The following is a 25463-nucleotide window of genomic DNA, read 5'->3' on the forward strand; positions in this document are numbered from 1 at the left end:
GAAGCATGAACAAGACTGTTGAAGACCTGATTTCACGCTCCAACCGCCTGGGCGCGGACAAGCGGAACACCAACTTTGCCGGCGGCAACACCTCCGCCAAGGGCACTGAGAAGGACCCGGTCACGGGCGAGGACGTCCAGCTGCTCTGGGTCAAGGGCTCCGGCGGGGACCTGGGCACGCTGAAGGCCGAAAACCTCGCGGTGCTGAGGCTGGACCGGCTGAACGCCCTGAAGAACGTCTACCCCGGTGTTGACCGCGAGGACGAGATGGTGGCGGCCTTCGATTACTGCCTGCACGGCAAGGGCGGCGCCGCCCCCTCAATCGATACCGCCATGCACGGGCTGGTGGACGCCGCGCACGTGGACCACCTGCACCCGGACTCCGGCATTGCCATTGCGACGGCGGTGGACGGCGAAGCGCTGACCACCAAGATCTTCGGCAACAAGGTGGTGTGGGTGCCCTGGCGCCGCCCCGGATTCCAGCTGGGCCTGGACATTGCAGCCATCAAGGACGCCAACCCGCAGGCCATCGGCACCATCCTGGGCGGCCATGGCATCACGGCCTGGGGCGCCACCAGCGAGGAAGCCGAGCAGAATTCGCTCTGGATCATCGAGCAGGCCGAGAAGTACATCAAAGAGAACGGCAAGGCCGAGCCCTTCGGGCCCAAGCTGCCCGGCTACGGGGCGCTCCCGGAGGCGGAGCGCCGTGCCAAGGCCGCGGCCCTGGCACCCGTGATCCGCGGCCTGGCCTCCACGGACAAGCCGCAGCTGGGGCACTTCAGCGATGACGCCGTCGTCCTGGACTTCCTCGAAGCTGCCGAGCACCCGCGCCTGGGCGCTCTGGGCACCTCCTGCCCGGACCACTTCCTGCGCACCAAGGTCAAGCCGCTGATCCTGGACCTGCCCGCCGACGCCTCCATCGAGGACTCCATCGCCCGGCTGCACGAGCTGCACGCCGACTACCGCGAGGACTACCAGGCCTACTACGACCGCCACGCGGACCAGGACAGCCCGGCGCTGCGTGGCGCGGACCCGGCCATCGTGCTGGTCCCCGGCGTGGGCATGTTCTCCTTCGGCGCCAACAAGCAGACCGCCCGGGTCGCGGGTGAGTTCTACATCAACGCCATCAACGTGATGCGTGGGGCCGAAGCCATTTCCACCTATGCCCCGATCGAGGAATCCGAGAAGTTCCGGATCGAGTACTGGGCGCTGGAGGAAGCCAAGCTGGCCCGGATGCCCAAGCCCAAGTCGCACGCCACCCGCATCGCTTTGGTGACAGGTGCGGCGTCGGGCATCGGCAAGGCCATCGCCACCCGCCTCGCCGCGGAAGGCGCCTGCGTGGTGATCGCCGACCTCAACCTTGAGAACGCGCAGAAGGTGGCCGAGGAACTCGGCGGCCCGGATGTCGCCGTCGGCGTCCAGGCCGACGTGACCGACGAAGCCCAGGTTGCGGCAGCCATCGACGCCGCCGTCCTGGCCTTCGGCGGCGTGGACCTGGTGGTCAACAATGCCGGCCTGTCCATTTCCAAGCCGCTGCTGGAAACCACCGAAAAGGACTGGGACCTGCAGCACAACGTCATGGCCAAGGGCTCCTTCCTGGTGGCCAAGGCCGCCGCCAAGGTCATGATCGCGCAGGGGCTGGGCGGGGACATCATCTACATCTCCTCCAAGAACTCCGTGTTCGCCGGTCCCAACAACATCGCCTACTCCGCCACCAAGGCAGACCAGGCCCACCAGGTGCGCCTGCTCGCTGCAGAACTGGGTGAGCACGGCATCCGCGTCAACGGCATCAACCCCGACGGCGTGGTCCGCGGCTCCGGGATCTTTGCCGGCGGCTGGGGCGCCAAGCGCGCCGCGGTCTATGGCGTGGACGAGGAGAAGCTGGGCGAGTACTACGCCCAGCGCACCCTGCTCAAGCGCGAGGTCCTGCCCGAGCACGTGGCCAACGCCGCCGCAGTGCTCACCAGCAACGAACTGTCCCACACCACCGGCCTGCACATCCCCGTGGACGCCGGAGTGGCCGCAGCCTTCCTGCGATGAACGGGCACGCTTCGACGGTCGACGGCGGCGTGTTCGCCGCCGTCGACATCGGCGCCTCCTCCGGCCGGGTCATCCTGGGCCGGGTGGGCAGCGACGGGGTGCAGCTCGAGGTGGTCCACCGCTTCCCCAACGGCGTGGTGGAAATCGACGGCGGCCTCCGCTGGGACTTCGACGCCCTCTTCGCGGAGGTGCTTGAAGGGCTCCGGGCAGCGGCCACCACCGCCGCGGTGCAGGGCGAAAGAATCGCCAGCATCGGCATCGACACCTGGGCCGTGGACTACGGGCTGGTCAACGCCGCCGGCGAGCTCGCGGCCCAGCCGTTCAGCTACCGCGACGACCGCAGCCGCGCCGCCGTCGAGCCGGTCCACCGCAAACTCGACCCCGCCCGGCTCTACGCCACCACCGGGCTGCAGTTCCTGCAGTTCAACACCATCTACCAGCTCGCCACCGAGAAGAACCTGGACGGGCTGCAGGCGCTGCTCATCCCGGACCTGATCGCGTTCCTCCTCACCGGGGTCCGGCGGACCGAGGCCACCAATGCCTCCACCACCGGGCTGTTCGACGCCGTAGCGGGGGAGTGGGCCACGGAATTCTTCGCCGCCCTGGGACTGCGGAAGGACCTGTTCCCTCCGCTGATCCAGCCCGGCGAAACCTTCGGAGCCCTGCTGCCGGACGTCGCGTCCGCCGTCGGGCTGCCTCGAGACACGAAGGTGGTGGCGGTCGGCTCGCATGACACCGCGTCCGCCGTCGCCGCCGTCCCCGCGGCAGCGGACAAGGACGGGGAGGACTTCGCCTACATCTCCTCGGGCACCTGGTCCCTGGTGGGGCTCGAGCTCAAGCATCCGGTGCTCACCGAAGCAAGCCGCGAGGCGAACTTTACCAATGAACGCGGCGTGGACGGCACCATCCGGTACCTCCGCAACATGGGTGGCCTCTGGCTGCTCAGCGAATGCCAGCGGACATGGGCCGCGGAAGGGTTCCGTCCTGAGCTTTCCGCGCTGCTCCAGGCTGCCGCGGCGCTGCCGCCGGGCGGGCCGCAGATCAACCCGGACGATCCGTACTTCATCGCCCCGGACAACATGCCGGAGCGGATCCGGGCAGCTGTCCGCCGGACCGGGGACGTGCTGATCGACGATCCGGCAGCCATCACCCGCTGCATCATGGACAGCCTCGCCAACGGCTATGCCAGGACCATCCGCGACGCCGAGAAGCTCGCGGACCGTTCCGTGGAGGTGGTGCACGTGGTGGGCGGCGGCTCGCAGAACCAGTTGCTCTGCCAGCTCACGGCCGATGTGACGGGCCGGAAAGTGGTGGCCGGACCGGTGGAGGCCACCGCCCTGGGCAACGTCCTGGTCCAAGCGCGGGCGGCCGGCGCTGTGACCGGCGGCCTGGCCGAACTGCGCGCCCTGGTGGCGGCCGGCAGCCCGCTCCAGGTCTTCGCCCCGCAGCTCACCAGGCTGTAGCGATCCCCCGGCAAACAGGAGCCACGGATCCGTGGCTCCTGTTTCTGCGGACGATTTTCGGGTAAGTTCCATTCTGCGGCTGTGAGAAAACGGTTTCTGGCCGCAGGGATAGGGACACATGAAACAACTCAGCAGGCTCGGCATTGTGGGCTACGGGGCCGGCGATGCCGCCAACAGCATGATCATCAGCACCGCAAACATGTTCCTGCTGGTCTACTACACGGATGTCGCGGGCATCGGGGCGGCGGCAGCAGGGACCTTGCTTGTGGTGGCGCGGGTGTTCAACGCCTTCACCGACATTGCGGCCGGACGCATCGTGGACCGCGTGCACAGCAGGCGGTGGGGCAAGTTCCGGCCCTACCTGATGTTCGGCTTCATCCCGCTCCTGCTCAGTGCGGCCGTGTTCCACGTCCCTGACGCGGATCCTTCGGTGAAGCTGCTGTATGCCTACTGCACGTACGGCCTGGTGTGCCTGGCCTACAGCCTGGTGAACGTGCCCTACGGCTGCCTGGTGGGGGCAATGACCCAGGATCCGAGGGAACGGGCCCGGCTGGCGGGTGCCCGGACCATCGGCGGGCTGTCGGTGGGGGCAACCCTCGGCTTCTTCATCGCCCCGCTGCTCGGCGCCGGCGGGGACATGCAGCAGATCTTCACGGTCATGACGCTGGTTTTCGCGGCCGTGGGGTCAGGGCTGTACGTGTTCACCGGGATCGCCTGCCGGGAACGGATCGCCGGCAGTGTCCCTACCATTACGCTGCGCCAAAGTGTGGATGCGCTGAAAGCCAACTCCCCGCTGGTGGTCCTCTGCATCAGCTCGGTCCTGTTCGTCACCGGCGCCAGCGCCACCGGTGCCGCCCAGTTCTTCTACCTCCGCGATGTCCTGTCCAGGGTGGACCTGTTTCCGGTCATGGCGGCCGCGCAGGTGGCCATCACCCTGGTGCTCGCCGTCGTGATGCCGCGCATCGTGGCGCGGTGGGGCAAGAGGGCGGTCTACACAGCGGGCGGCTGCACCGGGGCGCTGGGCGGCGTGCTGGTCTTCCTGTTCCGGCCACCCTGCCATGGCTGGCCGTCGCCGGCATCGTGCTGGCCATGCTGTCGTCGGCGTCGGTGGGCATCGTGACCTGGGCGCTGATCGCGGACACCGTGGAGTACGGCGAATGGAAGACCGGCGTGCGCGTGCAGGGCATCAACTATGCGCTCCTGGCGGCAACCCGCAAGCTGGGCATGGGCTTCGGCGGAGGAGTGGTGGCCTTCTCGCTGGCCTGGGGCGGCTATGCATCAGCGGCGGCGGTGCAGTCCGGCACCGCCCTCCTGGCCATCCGGGCCGCCGCCGGCCTGCTGCCCGGATCCCTGACCCTGGCAGCTGCGGCAGCAATGTACTGGTACCGGCTGACGGACAAAAGGCACGCGGAACTGGTGGCCGGCCTGCAGGAATCGCGATAGCCGCCGGAGAATGTGACGCAACCGATTTTGCACTCCTGTCCGGCGGGGTTATGGTCTTTCCCATGACTAACCGTTGGTATGCGTATTTTTCGTTGGCTCTGGAGGGGCCCGCGTCTAACTGACACGCATCCAACAACCTTCAGAGCCAACAGGGCAGAGATTATTCTCTGCCCTTCGCCGTTTCTCCGGCGGGTTCTGAACTGGGCCCGCTTCCCATCTGGAACAGGACCCGAACATGAGCACCGCAACAGCAGCAGCCGCAAAATCCACCTCGAACCTGCGGGTCAGCGAATTCACTGCGCTGCCCACCCCGTCCGAACTCATCGCAGAACTGCCCCTGGACGCCCGGGTGGCGGACGTCGTCGAACGCGGACGCGATGAAGTCCGCGCCATCATGGACGGCGTGGACGACCGCCTGCTGGTCATCGTCGGCCCCTGCTCCATCCACGACCCCAAGGCCGGGCTCGAGTACGCCCGCCGGCTGGTCAGCCAGGCCGAGAAGCACAAGGAAGACCTGCTGATCGTCATGCGGACCTACTTCGAAAAGCCCCGCACCACCGTGGGCTGGAAGGGCCTGATCAACGATCCCCGGCTGGACGGCAGCCACGACATGGTCACCGGCCTGCGGACCGCCCGGCACTTCCTGCAGCAGGTCACTGCCCTGGGGCTGCCCACCGCCACCGAATTCCTCGAGCCCATCAGCCCGCAATACATGGCGGACCTGATTTCCTGGGGCGCCATCGGTGCGCGGACCACGGAAAGCCAGATCCACCGCCAGCTCGCGTCCGGCCTGTCCATGCCCATCGGCTTCAAGAACGGGACCGACGGCGACCTCCAGGTGGCCATCGATGCCTGCGGTGCGTCCGCGGCGGCGCAGGCCTTCCTGGGGATCGACGGCGAAGGCCGGGCGGCGCTGGTGGCCACGGCCGGGAACCCGGACACGCATGTGATCCTGCGCGGCGGCCGGAAGGGCCCCAACTACTCCGCAGCCGACGTCGAAGCCGCCTCGGCGAAGCTGGCCGGCAAGCAGCTGAACCCGCGGCTGATCGTGGATGCCAGCCACGCCAACAGCGGCAAGAGCCACCACCGGCAGGCGGAGGTGGCGTTCGAAATCGGTGCCCAGCTCGAGGACGGCGGCACCTCCGCCCAGGCCATCGCGGGCGTCATGCTGGAAAGCTTCCTGGTGGGCGGAGCCCAGAACCTGGACGTTGCCGAACACGCGGCCGGCCGGGACGAGCTGGTCTACGGCCAGAGCGTCACCGACGCCTGCATGGAGTGGGACGTCACAGCCTCGGTCCTGGACCAGCTGGCAGCGTCTGCCCGGAAGCGCCGGGCGGTGAAATAGGGGAGCGCACTACTTTCACATCGGCCACATGAGCATCTAGAGTATCTAGGTAGGTGGTTGGTGGATGGCTCAGCATCGGAACACCGCATTGGCATGTACCTGGGGTCACTGTTGTCCATCCGTCAGCAAAGGAATAGGGAAATGTCGGAACAGAACTTCTCCAACGCGAAGTTCCTCACCGTGGCTGAAGTAGCCCAGGTCATGCGCGTCTCCAAAATGACTGTGTACCGCCTGGTGCACTCCGGTGAAATGCCCGCGGTGCGCTTTGGCCGCTCCTACCGGGTCCCCGAGAACGCCGTCGAACAGTACCTCAAAGGTGCTGTGGTGGAGGGCCACACCGAGACCGCCTGAGGAGGCCTGTCAAAGGCCGCCCCCGATAGGCGGTACCCTGTTAAGGAACGATTTACGTCATTGTAAGAATCTGTCAGTTGTTCAGTTCGTAGCTTCGTCCACGGACCCGTTCCAGCAGACAGGTACTGCATCTAGTTTGTAAGGAACTTTCGTGGGTTCAGTAATCAAGAAGCGTCGCAAGCGTATGGCCAAGAAGAAGCACCGCAAGCTGCTTCGCAAGACCCGTCACCAGCGCCGCAACAAGAAGTAGCAATACTTCGCACAGCGTGAAAATGCCCGTCGCCTTCCAGGCGGCGGGCATTTCTTTTGTCCGGAGCCCTAGATGCGCGGGCCGCGGATCCGGGCGAAGCCCTTCCACAGGCCGTAGACCGCCCCGCCGGCCGTGGCTGCCTTGAGTCCGAATGTTGCCGCGCGGCGGCCGGCCCGGAAATCATAGACCGGCCAGTTGTGGTCCCGGGCATGCCGGCGGAGCCGGGCGTCCGGGTTGATCGCAACGGGGTGGCCCACCAGCGAGAGCAGCGGGATGTCGTTGTAGGAGTCGCTGTAGGCCCAGCAGCGCTTGAGGTCCAGGTCCTCGGCGTCGGCGATGGCCTGGACGGCAACGGCCTTGGCGGACCCGTGCAGGATGTCGCCCACCAGTCGGCCGGTGTACAGGCCCTCCGAAATTTCCCCCACGGTGCCCAGCGCGCCGGTGAGGCCCAGGCGGGTGGATATGACCGTTGCCACCTCAATGGGGGTGGCGGTGACCAGCCAGACGCGGCGGCCCACCCGCAGGTGCTGCTCAGCCAAAGCCTTTGCGCCGGGCCAGATCCGCGAGGCGATCATCTCGTCATAGACCTCTTCGCCCAATGCCTTGATGTCGTCGACGCTGATGCCCACCGCCAGATTGAGGGCCGAATCGCGGACGGCATGGACGTCGTCCATGTTCTCCCCGCGCGCCAGGAACATAAACTGCTTCCACGCCATCCCCGCTGCCTGCCGCAGCGTGAAGGCGCCGCGCTGATGCATCTTCCGCGCCACATGGAACAGGCTGGCGCCGCGCATGAGCGTATTGTCGACGTCGAAGAAGGCCGCCTCGCCCGGCTGCGGCGCAGCAACCGGTTTGGTGACTACGGCGACGTACTTCTCCTCGGGCATGGACTCGAGTCTAGTCAATCCAGTGGGACGAAGGCTTCGGCGTGCCCGGCACCGCGAACGGGGCTACGGTTAAGCCATGGCCATCCCCCGCGTCGTCCTCCTCACCAAAGCCAACTGCCACCTCTGTGAAGATGCGCGCGACGCCGTTGCGCGGGTTACTGCCTCCCTGGGCCTTGAGTGGACGGAAGAGCTGGTTGACGAACAGCCTGAACTGCGGGAACGCTACGCGGAGGAGATTCCGGTGGTGCTGGTGGACGGGGTGCAGCGCGACTTCTGGAAGATCAACGAGGCCCACCTGGAACGCGTGCTCCAGCGCGCGATGGCACAGTAACGGGGATGCATTGCGGTTGATTGCACCTGCTTTGTGGGCACCGGCGGGAGGGCTCTAGAGTGGAGTCACAACGCGACTCAAGGGAGGGGCTGGTGACTTCGCTGGACTCGACTCCCCAGGCTGTGCCGGATCTTCCGGACGCCACGGGCACCCCGGCCAAACAGATTCCGCCCGCGGCCGTAGCCCGGCTGACGCTCTACCTGCGCGCCCTCAACACCCTGCTTGCCGACGGGGTGGAGCGTGTCTCCTCCGAGTCCCTCGCCGAAGCCTCAGGGGTAAGCTCCTCCACGCTGCGCAAGGACCTGTCCCATGTGGGGTCCTACGGCACCCGCGGAGTGGGATACGAGGTGCAGTACCTCAGCCGCCACATTGCCGCCGCCCTGGGGCTTACCCACGACTGGAAAGTGGCCATTGTGGGCGCGGGCAACCTGGGCAAGGCCCTGGCCCGGTACGGCGGATTCGAGTCCCGCGGCTTCGACGTCGTGGCCATTTTTGACGCCGACCAGATGGTGGTGGGCAACGAGGTGGGGTGGCTGCGCGTCAGCGATGTTGCGGACCTGGAAACCGTCCTGCACCGCACCGGCGCCAACATGGTGGTGCTGGCTCTCCCGGCGGCCGTGGCCCAGGGCGTGTGCGACCGGGTGGTGGCCGCCGGTGTCCACAGCGTGCTCAGCTTCGCCCCCGTGATGCTCCAGGTTCCGGAAGGGGTCAACCTGCGCAAGGTGGACATGGCCACCGAACTGCAGATCCTGGCCTACCACGCACAGCGGGCCCAGGCCCCGGGGCAGACCGCCTGAGGCCGGCCCCCGGGCCTGCCCTTAGGACGCGCACATTCCACGGTGACGCTCAGATGTCCGGGCGACACCCAAATTCGGGCCGCGAAAATGAGCACCCGCGTCGACGGTGAGCACCCGCGTCGCCGGCACGCCTCCGGGCCGGGAATCGAGTTCCCGCTTCGATGCTGGCAGCCGGGACCAAGAAGAGCGGCCCGGGATGCAGTGCGCATCCCGGGCCGCTTTCGTCAGCGGGTGTTACCGGCCGTAGGGGTTGCCGAAGCCGCCGCCGTACGGGTTGGCGAACGGCTGCTGCTTCCGGAAATAGGGTGCGGCAGCGGGCAGGTACAGCAGCACGATGGCGGCGATTCCCAGCAGGGTGCCCAGGGTGCCGATGGTGGGCGGACCGAACAGCCCGAAGATGGACAGGGCCGCGAACACCGTGCCCAGGATGCGTGCCCAGTTCTTGCCCTTGCGGACGAAGAAGGCCACCAGCAGGTACAAGCCTGCGCCGATGATGGCGAACACCACCAGGGTGCCGGCGATGATGCCCTTGATGTCCTCGTATGTGACGCCCGTGGCGCCGCCGGCTTCCATCTGGTCCTCGAAGGTCTGGCGGAACATCGGGTCATCCAGCTGTGTCAGGCCCGTCAGCAGGGAGACCACGAAAATCACGGCGGAGGCGATCAGCAGCCAGAAGGAGATGTTGACGAGCTGGGGGACGCCGTTGGCGCCGGCAGGTTGGGGCTGCTCGGACGGGTACTGCGCGTACGGGGACTGGCCGTAGGAGGACTGGCCGAAAGGCTGCTGGCCGTAGCCGGGAGCCTGCGGCGGGTTCTGCCCGTACTGCGGTGCGTTTTGTCCGTACTGCGGGGCCGACGGCGGCTGGGAACCATATTGCGGCGCGTTCTGCCCGTACTGCGGCGGGTTCTGCCCGTACGGCTGGCCGTACTGCGGAGCGTTTTCGCCGTAGCGGGGCTGGCTGCCGGGCTGGTTTCCGGACTGGTCATCGTTGGGTACGGGCGGCGGGACTGGAGGAGTGCTCATGAGCGGTCCTTCTGCAGGTCGGATTCCAGGGAGGCTGCCGGGAGCGGTCCTGCGCCGAACCCCCAGCAAGGCTTAAGTCCACCGTACCCCCGGGCTGCCGCCTTGTGGGTCATTCTGCGGAGGTATTCCGCGCCGGGGCGGCGGCAAACAGGGCCTGGGCATTCGGCAGCCACATCAGCACCGTTGCCGCCAGGCTGACCAGGAAGGCCGTCCAGTTTCCGGCACTTTGCCCATGCCCGACGACGTATTAACTCCGGCAAGGACCAGGGTGATCCCGGCAAGCACCGTCAGGGCCACCCGCGCCCACTTGCGGCCGGCCTTCATCCTGACCGCGAAGACCATTTGCGCGGCCCCGACGGCGGCGGCCAGCAGCATCAGTGCGACGACGGCTGCGGCGGCCGCGGGCGCGGCCGCAAAAAAGCACCAGGGACGCCAGCACCCCCAGGAGCCCGCCCATCAGGGCAAGGATCCCGCCGATGAACCAGATCCAGAACGAGACCTTTATTTCAGTGGGCCGGCCGGCAGCAGAGAACAGCGCACCCAGGCCGTTCTGCGGCAGGCGGGAAGAGTTGCTCATGGCGTTCACTGTAGTCCCGCCCGGCGGTGTCACGGCGAGGCCCGGTGCGCAGGGACTGCTCCCGCGCAACGGGCGAGGGTTTCACTGCGCGGTCCGGTACGACCAACACCATTAAGACGGAAAACCTCCGGCGCCGGACTGTGTGCCGGTGCCGGAGGTTTCCAGTGACTGCTTACGCTGCGGGAGCGATGAACGCCAGTTCCAGGTTGATGGCAACCTTGTCGCTGACCAGGACGCCGCCGGTTTCCAGGACGGCGTTCCAGGTGAGGCCGAAGTCCTTGCGGCTGATGGTGGTCTCGGCGGAAACGCCGGCGCGTGTGTTGCCGAACGGGTCAACGGCCACGCCGTTGAACTCGGTCTCCAGGGTGACGGGGCGGGTAACGCCCTTGATGGTGAGGTCGCCGTTCAGTTCGTAGCTGTTGCCCTTGGCCACCAGGCCGTTGGAGACGAAGGAGATTTCCGGGAACTTCTCCACGTCGAAGAAATCCTCGCCCTTGACGTGGCCGTCGCGGTTGGCATCGCCGGAGTCGAAGCTGGCGGTGTTGATGGTGGCCGCGATCTTGGAGTCGGCCACCTCCTCCGCCAGCTCCAGGGTGGCGGCGGCTTCGGTGAACTGGCCGCGGACCTTGCTGATGCCGGCGTGGCGGACAGTGAAACCGATCTCGCTGTGGGAGTTGTCGAGGGTCCAGGTGCCGGTGGTGATGTCTGCGGGAAGTGCCATGATGATGCTCCTTGATTCGTGCGTGCCGGATATCGGTTGCGTTGAACCTTCATCTGTTGAAGCCTCAACTATCTTGCTGCATCCAGTATAAACATGCATTTGCATCTTTTGTTCCCGGTCTCGGAACATTTCTTCAAAAACTTCAGTTCTACTCTTTGTAGAAAGCACCTGTGGATGATTTCGGATCGCACGCCATCTTTGAGAAACTGGTAAACATGCCCCAAGCCACTGTCCATCTGCTCCGCCATGGCGAAGTCCATAATCCGGACGGCGTCCTGTATGGAAGGCTGCCCGAATTCCACCTCTCCGAACTGGGGCGGCAGATGGCCTGCATGCTCGCCGAGCACTTCCGGCAGCGTGCGGAAAACGGTGCCCGGATCACCTACCTGGCCGCTTCGCCGCTGGACCGGGCCCAGGAAACCGCGGCGCCCACGGCCGAGGCGCTGCGCCTGCAGATCCACACCGATGAACGGATCATCGAGGCAGAGAACTATTTCGAGGGCATGAAGGTCACCAAGGCCGAGCTGCGCCGTCCCAGGCACTGGCCCCGGCTGGTCAACCCCCTGCGCCCCTCGTGGGGCGAGCCGTACAAGCAGCAGGCCTCGCGGGTGATGGCGGCGGTCCAGGAAGCCCGGCTACGTGCCATTGAACTGGCGGACGGCGATTTTGGCGCGGCCGGCCCCGAGGCAATCATGGTCAGCCACCAGCTTCCCATCTGGGCAACCCGCCTCAACGCCGAGGGCAAGCCGCTGTGGCATGACCCGCGGAAACGCGAATGCACTTTGACGTCCATCACGTCGCTGGTGTTCGACGACGACGGCACGCTCCTGCGCGTGCAGTACAGCGAACCAGCGGCGTCCCTTCTTCCCGGTGCCGCCAGCACCCCTGGAGCCTAGTAGTGACTGACAGCAATTTCCGGAACACCCCGGCAGGCAAAGGACCCGTCAGTTCCCGCCGCAGTGTCCTCGCTGCCGGCGGCCTGGCGCTGACCGCGCTGACCGTGGGCCTGTCCGGGTGCGCCCAGGAGGACGCGCTGGCGCAGCAGGCGAAGGCCGGGGACAACAAGAACTATGTGGCCGGGGACGGTTCCGTCACGGAGTTCGCCGCGGCGGACCGCAAGGCGGCCGTCCAGATCAACGGCACGCTCTTCAACGGCACGGCAGTAGCCCCGGCTGACTTCCAGGGCAAGGTGACCGTGCTGAACTTCTGGTTCGCCGCCTGCGCCCCGTGCCGGGTTGAAGCGCCAATCCTGGAGGAACTCCACCAGGAGTTCAAGGACCAGGGCGTGCAGTTCTTCGGCGTCAACCTCCGCGACGAGAAGGCCACCGCCGAGGCGTTCGACAAGACGTTCAACCTGACCTACCCGAGCTTCGACGACAAGGACGGCGGCGTCCTGCTCGCCGTGTCCGGGCTGGTCCCGCCGGGGGCCGTACCCACAACGCTGGTGCTGGACAAGGAGGGGCGCGTGGCCTCCCGCGTCCTGGGGGAGATCCAGAAGGGCACCCTCAAGGCCCTCATCACCGCAGCCGTGGCAGAGTAGCGGACCCGTGAACAGTCCCTTCGCCGAAGCCATCCTGAGCGGTTCGCTGCTCCTGGCTATTCCCGTGGCCCTGCTCGCGGGACTGGTTTCCTTTCTTTCGCCCTGCGTCCTGCCCCTGGTCCCCGGCTACCTGGGCTACGTCACGGGGCTCAGCGGCGTGGATCTGCAGAAGCAGAAGCGCGGCCGCATGCTGGTGGGCATCGGGCTGTTCGTCCTGGGCTTTTCCGTGATCTTCGTGCTCCTGGGCGGTGCCTTCGGGCAGCTGGGAACCCTCATAACGGGCTCCCAGAACGCCTGGATCACCCAGCTGCTCGGGCTCCTGGTGATCGTCATGGGCGTGGTGTTCATGGGCGGTTTCAGCTGGCTGCAGCGCGATGCGAAGATCCATGCCAAGCCGCCGGCAGGCCTGTGGGGCGCGCCGCTGCTGGGCCTGACCTTCGGGCTGGGCTGGGCGCCCTGCATCGGCCCCACCTACTCGGCCGTGCAGCTGTTGAGCCTCTCCGGCGGTTCCTCCGCCGCCAAGGGCGCGTTCCTCGCCTTCGTCTACAGCCTGGGGCTTGGCATCCCGTTCCTGCTGATCGCCCTTGCCCTGCGCCGCGGGATGGGCGTGATGGCGTTCTTCCGCAAGCACCGCCTGGCCATCCAGCGCATCGGCGGCGGCATCCTGGTGGTCCTGGGCCTGCTGATGGCCACCGGGGTGTGGGGAGCCTGGGTGACCGAGCTGCAGTACTGGTTCCAAACCGACGTGAAGTTGCCAATCTGATGAGCGAGCGTGTGAACGTAGAGAAGAAGTCCCCAGCCGAGGCCGGCGGCAACGAGCCCGGCGCCAAAGTGCTGGAGGCCAAGGCCGGCGCCGCGCTGCCCGCCCTGGGCCCCAAGGAAATGCTGCGCTGGGCGTGGACCCAGCTGACCAGCATGCGGACGGCCCTGTTCCTGCTGCTGCTCCTGGCCGTTGCCGCGGTCCCGGGCTCGCTCTTCCCGCAGCGCCCGGCCAACCCGGCCGTGGTGACCCAGTACATCAAGGACAACCCGGATTACGGCAAGCTGCTGGACTCCCTGCAGCTCTATGACGTGTATTCCTCGGCCTGGTTCTCGGCCATCTACCTGCTGCTGTTCATCTCCCTCATCGGCTGCGTGGTGCCCCGCGCCATCGCCCACTACAAGGCGATGCGCTCCCAGCCGCCGCGCACCCCCAAGCGCCTCTCCCGCCTGCCCGAGTACGGCACACTGGTCATTCCCGCCTCCGCGGGGATCCCGGCGTCGGACGCCATCCATGGTGCCGCCGGGGTGCTCCGGAAGCGCGGCTACCGCGTTGAAGTGAGGGACGACGACGGCGCGCGGCCGTCTTTGGGTGCCGAACGCGGCTTCCTGAAGGAAGTGGGCAACCTCGTCTTCCACACCTCCCTGATCGGCGTGCTGGTTTCGGTGGCAATTGGAGGACTGTTCGGCTACAGCGGCCAGCGGATCCTCGTGGAGGGCGACACCTTCGTCAACACCCTGGTGGGCTACGACCAGTTCAACCCGGGCACCAACTTCCAGTCCAGCCAGCTGCAGCCGTACTCCATCCAGCTGGACAAGTTCGACATCACCTTCGACCGGGAGTCCCAGGGCAAGTTCGGCCAACCCATCGACTTCGCCGCCGCCGTGACCACCAGGGAAAACCCGGACGCGCCCGCCAGGCAGGAGACCCTGAAGGTGAACGACCCCGTCACCCTGGGCGGCACCAGCATCTACCTCACCGGCAACGGCTACGCGCCCGTGGTGACCATCCGCGACGGGGAGGGCAACATCGCCATGCAGGGGCCCGTGGTGGCCAAGCTGCAGGGGGACAACTACTACTCGTCCGTGGTCATCAAGGTCCCCGACGCCAAGCCCGACCAGCTGGGCTTCGCAGGCTTCTTCCTCCCCACCGCGTTCGTCACGGACGAGGGCGTGTCCTTCAGCGGCGACCCGGAGCTCTTCAACCCGCAGCTGACCCTGAACTCCTACTTCGGAGACCTTGGCCTGGACGACGGCGCTCCGCAGAACGTCTTCGAGCTGGACGTGGAGGACCTGACGCCGCTGAACGCCCGGAACCTTGACGCCGGCGGCATCACCCTGGCGCCCGGCACGTCCTACACCCTGCCCGACGGCAAGGGCAGCATCAGTTTCGACGGCGTGAAGCGCTACATCGGCGTGGACATCCACCACAATCCCGGCCAGCTGTACGCGCTGATCTTTGCGCTGCTCGCCGTTGCCGGCCTGATCCTCTCCCTGTACGTCAACCGCCGCCGGGCGTGGGTACGCACCGGAACACATGAAGACGGCCGGACCATGGTTGAATACGGGCTCCTGGCCCGCGGCGAGGACCACCGCCTGGCCGCCGAGGCCGCCACCCTCCGCAAGTTGTTCTCCACCGAATGGCGGCTGCCAGGGGACGCAGCCGCAGAAACCTCCTCCGTAACCACCCCAGCAGGCCCCTCCGGGCCCGAAAAGGACCAGTAATGCCGTTCGGAATCAACGAGACCATGGGCCAGTACAGCGAGCTCTTCATGCTGCTGGCGGCGGGCACCTACACGGTTGCCTTCATTGCCTTCGCCTGGGACCTTGCCAAGAGCAGCAAGGCGCTGCGGGCCATCGACCTCAAGGCCGCCCAGGCTGAAGAAGCCGTCAAGGTCCCGGTGGCAGCCGGGGCAGGGTCCGCAGCTGCCGGATCCCGCCCTGATGACGCCCGCCTGGGCGGGCCGGCGGGCCGGGCCGAGCGGCCGTCGTCGTCCACGGCCAAAGCCGCCCGTGCCGGGGGAGTGGTCACGGCCGACGCCGACATGAAGTACGCAGCGGAGCGCCGTGCACCCGCCAGGGTCGCCGTGGCCCTGACCGTCCTGGGTGCGCTGATCCACGGCGCGGGCGTGGTGACCCGTGCGCTCGGCGCCGGGCGCGTGCCGTGGGGCAACATGTACGAGTTCCTGACCACCGGCGCGTTCGTGGCGATTGCCGTGTTCCTCCTGGTGCTGGTCCGGCGGGACCTCCGGTTCCTGGGGACCTTCGTGGTGGGCCTGGCCATCATCATGCTGGTGGCTGCCTCCGTGGCCTACTGGACCCCGGTGGGGCACCTGGTTCCCGCCCTCCAGAGCTACTGGCTGATCATCCACGTCTCCATCGCAGTGCTCTCCTCCGCGCTGTTCACGCTGACCTTCGCCATGTCCGCCCTGCAGCTGGTGCAGTCCCACCGGCAGAAGACGGTGGCTTCAGGCGGGGCTGACAAGCTCGGCTTCATGCGCCTGGTGCCCTCGGCGCTCAGCCTGGAGAACCTGTCCTACCGGATCAACGCCATCGCCTTCATCGGCTGGACCTTCACGCTGATGTTCGGTGCAATCTGGGCCGAAAAGGCCTGGGGACGGTTCTGGGGCTGGGATACCAAGGAAGTCTGGACCTTCGTCATCTGGGTGGTATACGCCGGCTACCTGCACGCCCGGGCCACCCGCGGCTGGACCGGCAACAGGGCAGCCTGGCTCTCGATCGTGGGCTACCTGTGCGTGATCTTCAACTTCACCATCGTGAACCAGTTCTTCAACGGCCTCCACTCCTACTCGGGCCTCTGAGCAGGGGATACTCCGGAACGCCGGAAGCGGCCCGGGCAAATAACAAATCGATGTAGCAATAGGGGTGTTCCCGGTCCGCCGGTGATGCTACGTTGGTGACGTTCGCCCGTGATGAAGTTTGCAGGCGAAACGCAAGTTTGCCTGAGGTACCCCATGAGCTACGTTCTCGCCATTGATGTCGGGACCAGTTTCACGGCAGCCGCCGTTGTCCGTTTTCAGCAGGGGATCAAGCCCGTTCCGGAGTGCCTTCCGCTGGGTCTTCGCGGCTCTGCCGTGCCATCCGTGGTGTACTACCCGGAGGAGGGCCCCATCCTGGTGGGCGAGGCCGCCGAGCGCCGGGGCCTCGATTCCCCCGGCCGGGTGGTGCGGGAGTTCAAGCGCCGGATCGGCGATTCCGTGCCGATCTCCGTGGGCACATTGTCCCTGCCGCCCGAAGACGTCTTCGCCACCATGGCCCGCTGGGTGGCGGACCGCGCAGCGGAGCGGGAGGGGGAACCGCCGTCGGAAACCATCCTGACCCACCCCGCCGCCTGGGGCAGCCACCGCACGTCGGTGGTCCGGGACGCCCTTGCCGCCCACGGCCTGCCAAACGTCACCCTGCTGACCGAGCCAGAGGCGGCTGCGCTGCATTACGCCTCGCAGGTGCGGGTGGAGGACGGCAGCACGGTGGCCGTCTACGACCTCGGCGGCGGGACCTTCGATACCGCCGTCCTCCGCAAGACCGGCAGCAACCGGTTCGAGGTGCTGGGACGGCCGGAAGGCATTGAGGACCTGGGCGGTGCCGACTTCGACGCCGCTGTGTTCCGCTTCGTGGCCGCGAACACCGGCGAAACCCTGGCCGGACTCGACACCGACGATCCCAACGTGCTCGCGGCGCTTGCCCGGCTGCGGCGCGAATGCGTGGAAGCCAAGGAAGCCCTCTCCTCGGACAGTGAGGCCAGCATCTCCGTGCTCCTGCCCGGCCACCAGCAGCAGGTCCGCCTGGTCCGCTCCGAGTTCGAGGCCCTGATCGAGGAACCGGTCCGCGATACCGTGGATGCCCTGGAGCAGTCACTGGCGCAGCTGGAGCTTGAACCTGCAGACCTCACCGCCGTCCTGCTGATCGGCGGTTCCTCCCGGATCCCGCTGGTGGCGCAGCTGATCTCCGAACAGCTTGACCGGCCCATCGCCGTCGATGCCGATCCCAAATCCTCCATCTGCCTCGGGGCCGCCGTGTCCGCCGTGCTCGCGCAGCCCGAGGCTGCTCCCGCGGCCGCGGAGCAGGACGCCGAAGCCGCTGCTGCGGATCCTGCCGCCGAAGGCGGCCATATGCCCGTTCGGCCAGCAAGTTGGTCCCGGAAGGGTCCGGCGGCGGGTGCCGCTGCCGCCCACGGTCCCGGGCACGGACACCATGGCGGGGCGCATGCTCCGAAACCGACCGTACGGCTGACCGCCATCGCGGCCGCCGCCGCCATGCTCACCGTCCTGACGGCCACCGCCGCCCAAAGCCCGGAGGGACTGAACAGTCTGGCATCCGTCTTCCAGCCAGGCGCAGAAGCCGCACCCGGGGCGAAATCCGACGGCGGGTCCGGCGCCGGTGTCGGAACCGGGGGAGCCGCTGCGGGGGCCGCCGGCGATGCTGCGGAACCACTGGCGGGCATTGAGGCGGGAGTAAAGAAGCCGGCACCCTCGCAAAGTGCCGGCCTCGACGTCGAGGCATCACCAACCAGCCGTCCGTCGGCCAGCGCCACCGCCGAGAAGAGCGCATCCTCCACTGGAAGCGCCGCGGGCTCCGAGGCCGGCACCACTGCCGCCGCTGCTGGCACCGGCTCCGGGACCGGAAGCACGACGCCGGGCGGCACCACCGAGCCCACCGGCACCCCAACGACAGGTTCGGGGACGAATGAACCGGCGCCAGGCACAACAGAGCCGACCGCGCCCGGCACCACCACCCCGCCCGTGATCGTGGACCCAACGCCGGATCCGACGCCTGTCGAGCCGACGCCTGACCCCACTCCGGTGGAACCGACACCGGTCGAGCCGACGCCTGACCCCACACCGGTGGATCCGGTGCCCGTGGAGCCGACGCCGGAGCCCACTCCGGTGGATCCGGTGCCCGTCGAGCCGACGCCTTCTGAAACAGTTGCCCCACCACCGCCCTCCGAGCCCGCTCCGTCAGAGCCGGCCACAAGCACGGAACCGGTGGCCTAGCATGATGGGCGATCACACTGGAGTCGAAGAACCGGCCTACCTTCCTGCGGAGCCGAACCACCAGGGACAGCCGGCCCACGCCGCGGAACAGATGGCCAGGCAGCTCAAGGGCGAGACCGCGGCCGTGCGGGAGCTGCTGCTGGCGTTGTCCGTTGGCTTTACCCTGCCGGGGCCGCTGCCGGCCGCCCTGCAGCGCAGGATCGACGGCGGCGAGGTGGACAGCCTGGACGTCCTGGTGCAACGGGCCGAGTCCGCAGGCCTGCTCACAGCCGAGGGCACTGTTGTGGGACCGGCGCAGCACGCGTTGCTGACGGTCGCTCCCACCGCGAAAGTCCACGCGCTCCAGCGCGAACTGGTTTCCGCCTACGCCGCTGCCGGGCAGCCGCTGGGTGAGGTGGCGCGGGAACTGGCCCGGGGCGGCCTTGCCGATACCCGGGTGGCACTGGAGTTGGAGCACGCCGCCAACAAGGCCTTGGACCACGATCCAGGACTGGCATACCAGCTGTACGGTGAAGCGCTGCTGGCAGGGGCCGACGAGATTGCCACCGCGGCCAGGCGGGCCCAGGCCGCAGCGGGCGACGGCGACCTGGACACCGCCACCCGGATTATCGACACCCTCCTGGTCGAGGAGGACCCACCGGATGTGCGCCGTGGCGCCGATGTCGCCGCCGCCGTCTGGGCCCAGCGCGGGATGCTGGCCCGTGGCGCCGATATCTACAGCTGGCTGGGTGCCTCCCGGGTGGGGCAATCGGCGCCCCTCGCCGCCGTCGCACTGCTCGGCTGCGGCAACCGTGCCGGTGCCGAGGCATTGTTCCGTGCGGACGCGCCGCCGGCCTCGCCCACGCTCCTGGCAACCACGCTGGCCCAGACCGGCAAGGGCCTCCTGGAGTCCCTGGCGGCTGATCCGCACCAGGGACTTCCCCTCCTGATCCATGCCTCGGACATGCTCAACGCAGCCGGCACGGCGCTTCCCATGCCGGAGACACCCGCCGCGCTGGCCGCACTGGTGGCCATGCACAGCGGCGAGCCACACCTCGCCGAAACCGTCTGCCGCTCCGCGGCTGCGGCGGGCCAGGGCGGCAACGCGGCCAAGCCCCGGCTCTTCCTGCTGCAGGCCTGGTCGGCGATGATGCAGGACAAACTCGAGGACGCCCGGCTCGCCATCAACGAGGCCTCCAAAACGAACCACTGGCCGCTGGTGCCGCGGGACGAATTCCTGTGCTCGGCACTGGAAGTTGGCCTCGCACGCCGCAACGGCGACGTTCCCGAGCTCCTCAAGGCCTGGGAACGGGCACGCGAGGCGATGCTGCACACATCCGTGGATCTTTACAGCCTGCTGCCGTGGGGCGAACTGATGATCGCCGCTGCCCGGATCCGGGAAACCCGCCGGGTGGTGCATTATTTCGACGAGGCGAACCGGCTGCTCGGCCGACTGGGTGATCCGCCCCTGTGGGCAGTGCCGTTCCACTGGGCTGCCGTCCAGGCGGCCATGCTCAGTGAGAGCCCCTCGGACCTGGCCCCCCACGCGGCAGCATTGGCCCGGGCGGCGAACCACAGCCATCTGGCGGCAGTGCTTGCCACCGCCGGCAAGGCATGGGTGTCCGTGCTGGCCAACAGGTTCAGTCCCGCCGAGGTTGAGGCGGCAGCCCGGAGCCTGGGCAGGGTGGGAATGCCCTGGGAAGGTGCCCGGCTGGCCGGGCACGCCGCCGCGAAAGCCGACGACCGCAGGGACATGGTGCGGCTGCTGTCCTGCGCCCGCGACCTTCACCCGCAGGGCAGTTCCAACGGCGGCGGCGCTCCCGGTTCGGTGGATTCCGGTACCGGCCCTGCCGAGACGGGCAACGGGATGCATCCGGACGGGACTGGGCTCAGCGAACGGGAAAAGGAAGTGGCCCGGCTGGTGCTCGAGGGCAAGACTTACCGGGAGATCGGTGAAGCGATCTACATCTCCCCGCGCACGGCCGAACACCATATTGCCCGCATGCGCCGGCGCCTGGGAGCGGAGAACCGGTCAGACCTGCTGGCCCGGCTGCGCGTTGCCCTGAACTCGGAGAATCCCCCTCTGGAGTAAGCCCCTAATGCCCCTAACGGGGGCTGCGGCGGTTCCCCAGCCGGGGACCGCCGGGAGGGGGAAACAGCCGGATGCCCGGTCCTGTACCCGGACCATACGTTTGATCCAAGCCCGGCAACGACGCCAGGCGAACCTCAACTCAGAGAAACCAGGGACCATCAAATGACACTCGCAAACGACCTCGTACAGTTCCTGATGCACCTCTTCGGCGACCGCCAGGCCGCGCAGGACTTCCTGGATGATCCGGAGAAGGTCCTGGAAGACCATGGCCTGGGCCATGTTTGCTCGGCAGATGTTGACGCCGCGATGCCGGTGGTCCTGGACTACGCACCCATTACGGTCAACTCCCGGTTCGACCGCGATTACAACACCGGCGGAAACACCTCCTGGACCGGCCACAACGACGGCGGCAACCACGGCGGCGGCGGCAACCACGGTGGCGGTGGACACGGCGGCGGGCACGGTGGCGGCGGCAACCACGGCGGCGACGACCACGCACACGCTGTCCAGCAGCTGCACCACGTGGTGAACAACTACTCGTACACCTCAACCGTGGATGACCGGGACAACATTGTTGACCAGTCCGTCAACCAGAACATCTGGGCCGACGGCGACGTCAAGCAGTGGTTCGACAACGATTCCGTCATCGCCTCCGGCGACCGCGCCGTTGCTGCCGGCGACGACGCCTACGTGAAGGATTCGAACAACATCGAGGATTCCTACAACACGGACAACTCGACCGACAACTCCACGGACAACTCGATCCACGCCGGCGGCGACGTCAACATCGGCAACGAGGAGACGGACATCGACGACTCCTTCAACACCGACCTGGACGTCGATGTTGACGACTCGTTCAACGACAACTCGGACAACTCCGACCACTCCACGAACGACTCCTACAACGACTCGACGGAGGACTCGTACAACGACAACTCCGACAACTCCGATAACTCCACGGACAACTCGGTTGACATCGACGATTCCTTCAACGACGAGAGCGTAGAGGTCGAGGACTCCTTCAACGAGGACCACTCCACCAACACCGACATCGACGTGGAGCTGGAGGATTCCTTCAACGACAACTCCACCACGGAAACCAACACCACCGAGGTGGATATCGAGGACTCGTTCCAGGACAACTCCACCGATGTTGACGTCGAGGTCGAGGACTCCTTCCAGGACAACTCGCAGACTGCGGTCCTTGAGGACAACATCATTGTCGCCGACAACGAACTCAGCTACTCGGAGGAGACCACCAACACCACCGAGATCGACACTGACATCGACGTCGAGGACGTGAACGTGGCAGGAGACGACGTAACGCTCTAGGAGGCAACGCTGTAGCAAAAACGCGGGATGCAGCCCGGCAGGTGAACCCAGAACACCTGCCGGGCTCTTCCCACCCCATCCCACATTCCAAATCGGGGCTCGAGGAAAAGGACACGCTGTGGCAGAAGCAGGACCGGCAAAACCCACTACCCCGGCGACGGCGGCGCAGCTCATTAAACTGGTGGAGCACGGCCTCCAACTGGTCGGCACCGGTGACCGGGCGGACCTCCGGAAGCGCCTGGACCAGACCCTGGGCAGGCTCAAGGACCCGAGCATCCGCGTCATCGTTGTGGGCGAGTTCAAGCAGGGCAAGAGCAAACTCATCAATGCACTGGTCAATGCCCCCGCTTGTCCCGTGGACGATGATATTGCCACCTCCGTCCCCACCGTGGTCCGGTACGGCGACCCTGCATCGGCCTCCATCCTGGTACCCAAGGCCGACAACGACGGTGCTGACGAGGCCAGCATGGAACGGCAGCCGATCCCGCTCGCAGACCTGCCGGCGTATGTCTCCGAGCAGGGCAACCCGGGAAACAGCAAGAAGCTCGTGGCCGCGGAGGTCTGCCTGCCCCGCAAGATCCTGACCGGCGGACTCACCGTCATTGACTCTCCAGGCGTCGGCGGGATGGGCTCTTCCCACACCCTCACAACCCTGACCGCATTGCCCACCGCCGATGCCATGCTCCTGGTGTCCGATGCGTCCCAGGAGTACACCGAACCTGAGCTGCGCTTCCTCCGCCAGGCGATGCGGATCACCCCCAGCGTTGTGGGTGTCCTGTCCAAGACGGATCTCTACCCGGACTGGCGGCGGGTGGAGGAAACGGACCGGGCCCATCTGGCCAGGGTGGCCCCGGATATCCCGTTGTTTCCAGTGTCCTCGGACCTGCGGCTGGAGGCCGCGCGGCTGCAGGACAGCGAGCTGAACACCGAATCCGGCTTTCCCGTCCTCATCACGCACCTCCGGAACGAGATTGTGGGCAAGGCCCAGCGCCTGCAGCGCCGTTCCGTCAGCCAGGACCTGCTCTCCGTGACGGAAAACCTGCGGCTCTCACTGCAGTCGGAGCTTGAAGCACTCGAAAACCCCGAGGGCACGCCCCGGATGATCGCCGAACTGGAACTGGCCAGGACCGAGGCGGACGAACTCCGCAAACGCTCGGCGCGCTGGCAGATCACCCTCAATGACGGCATCAGCGACCTCATCGCGGACATGGAATACGACCTGAGGGACCGGCTCCGCCGCATCCAGCGGGAAGCAGAGGCTGCCATCGACCAGGGGGACCCGGGGCCGAGCTGGAACGAGTTTTCCAGGTGGCTGGAGGAATGCGCCGCCGCCGCCATTTCAGACACCTTTGTCTGGACCAGCGAGCGGGCCCAGTGGCTGGCAGCACAGGTTGCCGAGCACTTCGCCGCCGAGGAAGTGTCGCTGCCGGTCATGCGTGTGTCCGACTCAGGCGATGCCCTGGATCCCGTGGACGCGATGCCGGACATGGAGGACGGCCGCATCAACCCGATGCAAAAAGTGCTGATCGGCATGCGCGGCTCCTACGGCGGCGTGCTGATGTTCGGCCTCCTGACCGGCATCTTCGGGATGGCCCTGATCAATCCGCTCTCCGTTGGCGCCGGCCTGCTGCTGGGCCGCAAAGCGTACCGGGAGGACAAGGAAGCGCGGCTCAAGCGACGGCAGGGCGAAGCGAAGGCGCTGGTCAGGCGGCAGATCGACGACGTCACCTTCCAGGTGGGCAAGCAGCTCAAGGACCGGCTTCGGCTGGTGCAGCGGTCCATCCGCGACCACTTCACCGAGATCGCCGAAGAACACCACCGCTCCCTGACCGATTCCGTGAGCGCGGCGCAGAAGGCTGCCACCACCTACGCGCTGGAGAAGGACGTCCGCATCAGGGACATCAAGGCCGAACTCAAGAAGGTGGATGCCCTCCACCGGGCGGCCGAGGTGGTGGCCGCCGAAGTGGCAGGAGTCCAGAAACTCACGTCTGTTGGCGCAGTATGACCGGTTCAACCATCGACGGAGCTGCCGGCCTGGTCCAGGAGGCCCTGAAAGTCTACGATGATGACCCGGTGGCGGCCGGGGCGCTGCACAACTACGCCCGCAGGCTGGCGGAGCCCCTGCGCATAGCCATCGCCGGCATGGTGAAGGCGGGCAAGTCCACGCTCCTGAACGCCATCATCGGCGAGGAAATCGCGCCCACGGACACGGGCGAGTGCACCCGGATCGTCACGTGGTACCGGTACGGCCACACGCCCCGCATCACCCTCCACCCCCGGGATGGGGAACCCCGCATCCTGCCGCTCAAGCGCGTGGACGGCCGCCTGGTGTTCGTCCTCGGAGACGTGCAGGCTAAGGATGTGGAACGGCTGGACGTGGAGTGGCCGTCGCCCACGCTGCGGAGCATGACCCTGATCGACACTCCGGGCATCGCCTCCCTTTCCGAGGACGTGTCTGCCCGGTCCACGAGCTTCCTGACCCGGGGGACACGCCGTCGGAAGCGGACGCCATCATCTACCTGATGCGCCACATGCACGCCTCCGACCTCCGGTTCCTCGAATCCTTCCGCGACACCGAGGCAGGCCGCTCCGGCACCGTCAATGCGCTCGCGGTCCTGTCCCGCGCGGATGAAGTAGGCGCAGGGCGCATCGATTCGCTGCTCTCGGCCGGGGAAATCGCCGAGCGCTACCGGCGGGACCACAACCTGCGGAAGCTGGCCCTGGGCGTTGTCCCGGTGGCCGGCCTCCTTGCCCAGAGCGCCCGCACCATGCGCCAGCAGGACTTTGCCGCCCTGCAGCTGCTGGCCGGCCTGGAGCGTGCCGACCGCGAAAAGATGCTGCTCTCTGCCGACAGGTTCGCCAGGTCCGTCGGACCGGACGGCCTGACACCGGAGGCCCGGGCGTCCCTGCTGTCCAGGTACGGCCTGTTCGGCATCCGGCTGGCAGTGGTCCTGCTCCGCAACGGGTTCGACGAACCCACCCCGCTGGCCCACGAACTCGCCCGGCGCAGCGGCCTGGATCCGCTGCTGGAGCTGCTCAACCGGCAGTTCCAGGCGCGCGCGGAGGCGTTGAAGGCCCGGACCGCCCTGGTGGGGGTGGAGTCCCTGCTGCGCTCTTCACCCCGCCCGGACGCCGGACAGCTGGCTGCAGCGCTGGAACGCCTGCAGGCCAATGCCCACGAATTCCGGGAACTGCGGCTGCTTGCCACGCTGCGGACCACGGGAGTGCCCCTCCGCCCGGAACTGGCAGCGGAGGCGGAAAGCCTGATCGGGGGGTGGGGCGCCGCGCCACACGTCCGGCTGGGGCTGGGCGAGGACGCCAGCCCGGACGACCTGGCGGACGAGGCCCGCCGGTTCCTGCTCCGGTGGCGCTCGGTGGCCGAGAACCCGCTGACGGACCGTGCCGCGCTGGAGGCCTGCAGGGTTGTCATCCGCAGCTGTGAAGGAGTGCTGGCGGAAGCATCGGCCCTGCAGCGCCAGCGGCTCCGGCCCTCCGCCTGAGCGGGCAGCGGTCCACCTGAGC

Annotated in this window: 22 protein-coding genes and 1 pseudogene; 19 read left to right on the forward strand and 4 right to left on the reverse strand. The window is 67.2% G+C overall.

Translation table 11 applies throughout. From position 1 onward, the window contains the following. Window positions 1–5: 5 nt before the first annotated feature. From ACPEE0_RS02780 to ACPEE0_RS02810, 7 genes are all read left to right on the forward strand, one after another. The gene (locus tag ACPEE0_RS02780; RefSeq protein ID WP_424573845.1) at window positions 6–2039 is read left to right on the forward strand and encodes a bifunctional aldolase/short-chain dehydrogenase; all 2034 of its coding nucleotides are present in this window, start codon (window positions 6–8) and stop codon (window positions 2037–2039) included. Further along, window positions 2036–3502 (forward strand): rhamnulokinase, encoded by a 1467-nt coding sequence (locus ACPEE0_RS02785; protein ID WP_424573846.1) that lies wholly within the window; start codon window positions 2036–2038, stop codon window positions 3500–3502. The genes ACPEE0_RS02780 and ACPEE0_RS02785 overlap by 4 nt, the downstream gene beginning before the upstream one ends. 118 nt (window positions 3503–3620) lie before the next feature. Beyond that, window positions 3621–4622, forward strand: a complete 1002-nt coding sequence (locus tag ACPEE0_RS02790) for a glycoside-pentoside-hexuronide (GPH):cation symporter (RefSeq protein ID WP_424573847.1) — start codon at window positions 3621–3623, stop codon at window positions 4620–4622. Then, window positions 4592–4945 (forward strand): MFS transporter, encoded by a 354-nt coding sequence (locus tag ACPEE0_RS02795; protein WP_424575223.1) that lies wholly within the window; start codon window positions 4592–4594, stop codon window positions 4943–4945. The genes ACPEE0_RS02790 and ACPEE0_RS02795 overlap by 31 nt, the downstream gene beginning before the upstream one ends. Window positions 4946–5180: 235 nt before the next feature. Next, the gene (locus ACPEE0_RS02800) at window positions 5181–6290 is read left to right on the forward strand and encodes a 3-deoxy-7-phosphoheptulonate synthase (protein ID WP_009356682.1); all 1110 of its coding nucleotides are present in this window, start codon (window positions 5181–5183) and stop codon (window positions 6288–6290) included. Window positions 6291–6431: 141 nt separating this feature from the next. Then, the gene (locus tag ACPEE0_RS02805) at window positions 6432–6641 is read left to right on the forward strand and encodes a helix-turn-helix domain-containing protein (protein ID WP_009356681.1); all 210 of its coding nucleotides are present in this window, start codon (window positions 6432–6434) and stop codon (window positions 6639–6641) included. 151 nt (window positions 6642–6792) lie between these two features. Further along, complete coding sequence (locus tag ACPEE0_RS02810; protein WP_003792170.1) at window positions 6793–6891, forward strand: 30S ribosomal protein bS22; 99 nt, start codon at window positions 6793–6795, stop codon at window positions 6889–6891. 68 nt (window positions 6892–6959) lie between these two features. Here ACPEE0_RS02810 and ACPEE0_RS02815 read toward each other — a convergent pair whose 3' ends face one another. Then, window positions 6960–7778 carry an HAD family hydrolase gene (locus ACPEE0_RS02815; protein WP_424573848.1) on the reverse strand — a complete coding sequence of 273 codons (819 nt, stop codon included), beginning with the start codon at window positions 7776–7778 and terminating at the stop codon, window positions 6960–6962. Window positions 7779–7854: 76 nt separating this feature from the next. Here ACPEE0_RS02815 and ACPEE0_RS02820 point away from each other — a divergent pair, with 76 nt between their 5' ends. Continuing rightward, a complete protein-coding gene (locus tag ACPEE0_RS02820; RefSeq protein WP_009356679.1) occupies window positions 7855–8109 on the forward strand; it encodes a glutaredoxin family protein in 255 nt (84 codons plus the stop codon). Window positions 8110–8201: 92 nt separating this feature from the next. Continuing rightward, a complete protein-coding gene (locus ACPEE0_RS02825) occupies window positions 8202–8906 on the forward strand; it encodes a redox-sensing transcriptional repressor Rex (protein WP_009356678.1) in 705 nt (234 codons plus the stop codon). A gap of 234 nt (window positions 8907–9140) precedes the next feature. Here the strand turns inward: ACPEE0_RS02825 and ACPEE0_RS02830 are convergent, their stop codons facing one another. The 3 genes from ACPEE0_RS02830 to ACPEE0_RS02840 all read right to left on the reverse strand — a co-directional run bounded on the left by ACPEE0_RS02830 (window position 9141) and on the right by ACPEE0_RS02840 (window position 11227). Next, window positions 9141–9929 (reverse strand): hypothetical protein, encoded by a 789-nt coding sequence (locus tag ACPEE0_RS02830; protein WP_424573849.1) that lies wholly within the window; start codon window positions 9927–9929, stop codon window positions 9141–9143. A 174-nt stretch (window positions 9930–10103) separates the two neighbouring features. Next, window positions 10104–10304 (reverse strand): hypothetical protein, encoded by a 201-nt coding sequence (locus ACPEE0_RS02835; RefSeq protein ID WP_424573850.1) that lies wholly within the window; start codon window positions 10302–10304, stop codon window positions 10104–10106. A 374-nt stretch (window positions 10305–10678) separates the two neighbouring features. Further along, complete coding sequence (locus ACPEE0_RS02840; protein WP_424573851.1) at window positions 10679–11227, reverse strand: YceI family protein; 549 nt, start codon at window positions 11225–11227, stop codon at window positions 10679–10681. 215 nt (window positions 11228–11442) lie between these two features. On the opposite strand from ACPEE0_RS02840, the gene ACPEE0_RS02845 reads away from it, so the two are divergent. From ACPEE0_RS02845 to ACPEE0_RS02890, 10 genes and pseudogenes are all read left to right on the forward strand, one after another. Next, a complete protein-coding gene (locus ACPEE0_RS02845) occupies window positions 11443–12123 on the forward strand; it encodes a histidine phosphatase family protein (RefSeq protein WP_424575224.1) in 681 nt (226 codons plus the stop codon). A gap of 2 nt (window positions 12124–12125) precedes the next feature. Then, complete coding sequence (locus tag ACPEE0_RS02850; protein WP_009356673.1) at window positions 12126–12767, forward strand: TlpA family protein disulfide reductase; 642 nt, start codon at window positions 12126–12128, stop codon at window positions 12765–12767. A gap of 7 nt (window positions 12768–12774) precedes the next feature. Beyond that, a complete protein-coding gene (locus tag ACPEE0_RS02855) occupies window positions 12775–13530 on the forward strand; it encodes a cytochrome c biogenesis CcdA family protein (RefSeq protein ID WP_009356672.1) in 756 nt (251 codons plus the stop codon). Then, window positions 13530–15251: a cytochrome c biogenesis protein ResB gene (gene resB / locus ACPEE0_RS02860; protein ID WP_424573852.1), complete on the forward strand. Its 1722-nt coding sequence runs from the start codon at window positions 13530–13532 to the stop codon at window positions 15249–15251. The genes ACPEE0_RS02855 and resB overlap by 1 nt, the downstream gene beginning before the upstream one ends. Continuing rightward, on the forward strand, window positions 15251–16348 hold the full coding sequence (gene ccsB / locus ACPEE0_RS02865; RefSeq protein WP_424573853.1) for a c-type cytochrome biogenesis protein CcsB: 1098 nt from the start codon (window positions 15251–15253) through the stop codon (window positions 16346–16348). The genes resB and ccsB overlap by 1 nt, the downstream gene beginning before the upstream one ends. Before the next feature lie 153 nt (window positions 16349–16501). Continuing rightward, on the forward strand, window positions 16502–18538 hold the full coding sequence (locus ACPEE0_RS02870; RefSeq protein WP_424573854.1) for an Hsp70 family protein: 2037 nt from the start codon (window positions 16502–16504) through the stop codon (window positions 18536–18538). A 1-nt stretch (window position 18539) separates the two neighbouring features. After that, entirely contained in the window at window positions 18540–20609 is a 2070-nt protein-coding gene (locus tag ACPEE0_RS02875) for a LuxR C-terminal-related transcriptional regulator (RefSeq protein WP_424573855.1), read from the forward strand. Between the two features lie 162 nt (window positions 20610–20771). Further along, window positions 20772–21941 carry an IniB N-terminal domain-containing protein gene (locus ACPEE0_RS02880; protein ID WP_424573856.1) on the forward strand — a complete coding sequence of 390 codons (1170 nt, stop codon included), beginning with the start codon at window positions 20772–20774 and terminating at the stop codon, window positions 21939–21941. 118 nt (window positions 21942–22059) lie between these two features. Further along, window positions 22060–23946 (forward strand): dynamin family protein, encoded by a 1887-nt coding sequence (locus tag ACPEE0_RS02885; protein WP_354175929.1) that lies wholly within the window; start codon window positions 22060–22062, stop codon window positions 23944–23946. Then, window positions 23943–25441 (forward strand): annotated as a pseudogene (locus ACPEE0_RS02890) (dynamin family protein). Before ACPEE0_RS02885 ends, ACPEE0_RS02890 begins: the two are co-directional and overlap by 4 nt. Window positions 25442–25463: the final 22 nt, after the last annotated feature.

Origin of the sequence: Arthrobacter sp. SD76, from assembly GCF_049726125.1 — a bacterium.
In the GTDB taxonomy this organism is placed as follows: domain Bacteria; phylum Actinomycetota; class Actinomycetes; order Actinomycetales; family Micrococcaceae; genus Arthrobacter; species Arthrobacter nitrophenolicus.

What these genes read in the sequence shown, in the direction of transcription:
- ACPEE0_RS02830 (WP_424573849.1), bottom strand. Translation starts at nt 9,929, where the DNA reads ATGAGCACTCCTCCAGTCCCGCCGCCCGTACCCAACGATGACCAGTCC.
- ACPEE0_RS02795 (WP_424575223.1), top strand. Translation starts at nt 4,592, where the DNA reads ATGCTGTCGTCGGCGTCGGTGGGCATCGTGACCTGGGCGCTGATCGCG.
- ACPEE0_RS02815 (WP_424573848.1), bottom strand. Translation starts at nt 7,778, where the DNA reads ATGCCCGAGGAGAAGTACGTCGCCGTAGTCACCAAACCGGTTGCTGCG.
- ACPEE0_RS02785 (WP_424573846.1), top strand. Translation starts at nt 2,036, where the DNA reads ATGAACGGGCACGCTTCGACGGTCGACGGCGGCGTGTTCGCCGCCGTC.
- resB (WP_424573852.1), top strand. Translation starts at nt 13,530, where the DNA reads ATGAGCGAGCGTGTGAACGTAGAGAAGAAGTCCCCAGCCGAGGCCGGC.
- ACPEE0_RS02875 (WP_424573855.1), top strand. Translation starts at nt 18,540, where the DNA reads ATGATGGGCGATCACACTGGAGTCGAAGAACCGGCCTACCTTCCTGCG.
- ccsB (WP_424573853.1), top strand. Translation starts at nt 15,251, where the DNA reads ATGCCGTTCGGAATCAACGAGACCATGGGCCAGTACAGCGAGCTCTTC.
- ACPEE0_RS02800 (WP_009356682.1), top strand. Translation starts at nt 5,181, where the DNA reads ATGAGCACCGCAACAGCAGCAGCCGCAAAATCCACCTCGAACCTGCGG.
- ACPEE0_RS02870 (WP_424573854.1), top strand. Translation starts at nt 16,502, where the DNA reads ATGAGCTACGTTCTCGCCATTGATGTCGGGACCAGTTTCACGGCAGCC.
- ACPEE0_RS02840 (WP_424573851.1), bottom strand. Translation starts at nt 11,227, where the DNA reads ATGGCACTTCCCGCAGACATCACCACCGGCACCTGGACCCTCGACAAC.
- ACPEE0_RS02805 (WP_009356681.1), top strand. Translation starts at nt 6,432, where the DNA reads ATGTCGGAACAGAACTTCTCCAACGCGAAGTTCCTCACCGTGGCTGAA.
- ACPEE0_RS02790 (WP_424573847.1), top strand. Translation starts at nt 3,621, where the DNA reads ATGAAACAACTCAGCAGGCTCGGCATTGTGGGCTACGGGGCCGGCGAT.
- ACPEE0_RS02845 (WP_424575224.1), top strand. Translation starts at nt 11,443, where the DNA reads ATGCCCCAAGCCACTGTCCATCTGCTCCGCCATGGCGAAGTCCATAAT.
- ACPEE0_RS02880 (WP_424573856.1), top strand. Translation starts at nt 20,772, where the DNA reads ATGACACTCGCAAACGACCTCGTACAGTTCCTGATGCACCTCTTCGGC.
- ACPEE0_RS02780 (WP_424573845.1), top strand. Translation starts at nt 6, where the DNA reads ATGAACAAGACTGTTGAAGACCTGATTTCACGCTCCAACCGCCTGGGC.
- ACPEE0_RS02820 (WP_009356679.1), top strand. Translation starts at nt 7,855, where the DNA reads ATGGCCATCCCCCGCGTCGTCCTCCTCACCAAAGCCAACTGCCACCTC.
- ACPEE0_RS02835 (WP_424573850.1), bottom strand. Translation starts at nt 10,304, where the DNA reads ATGCTGCTGGCCGCCGCCGTCGGGGCCGCGCAAATGGTCTTCGCGGTC.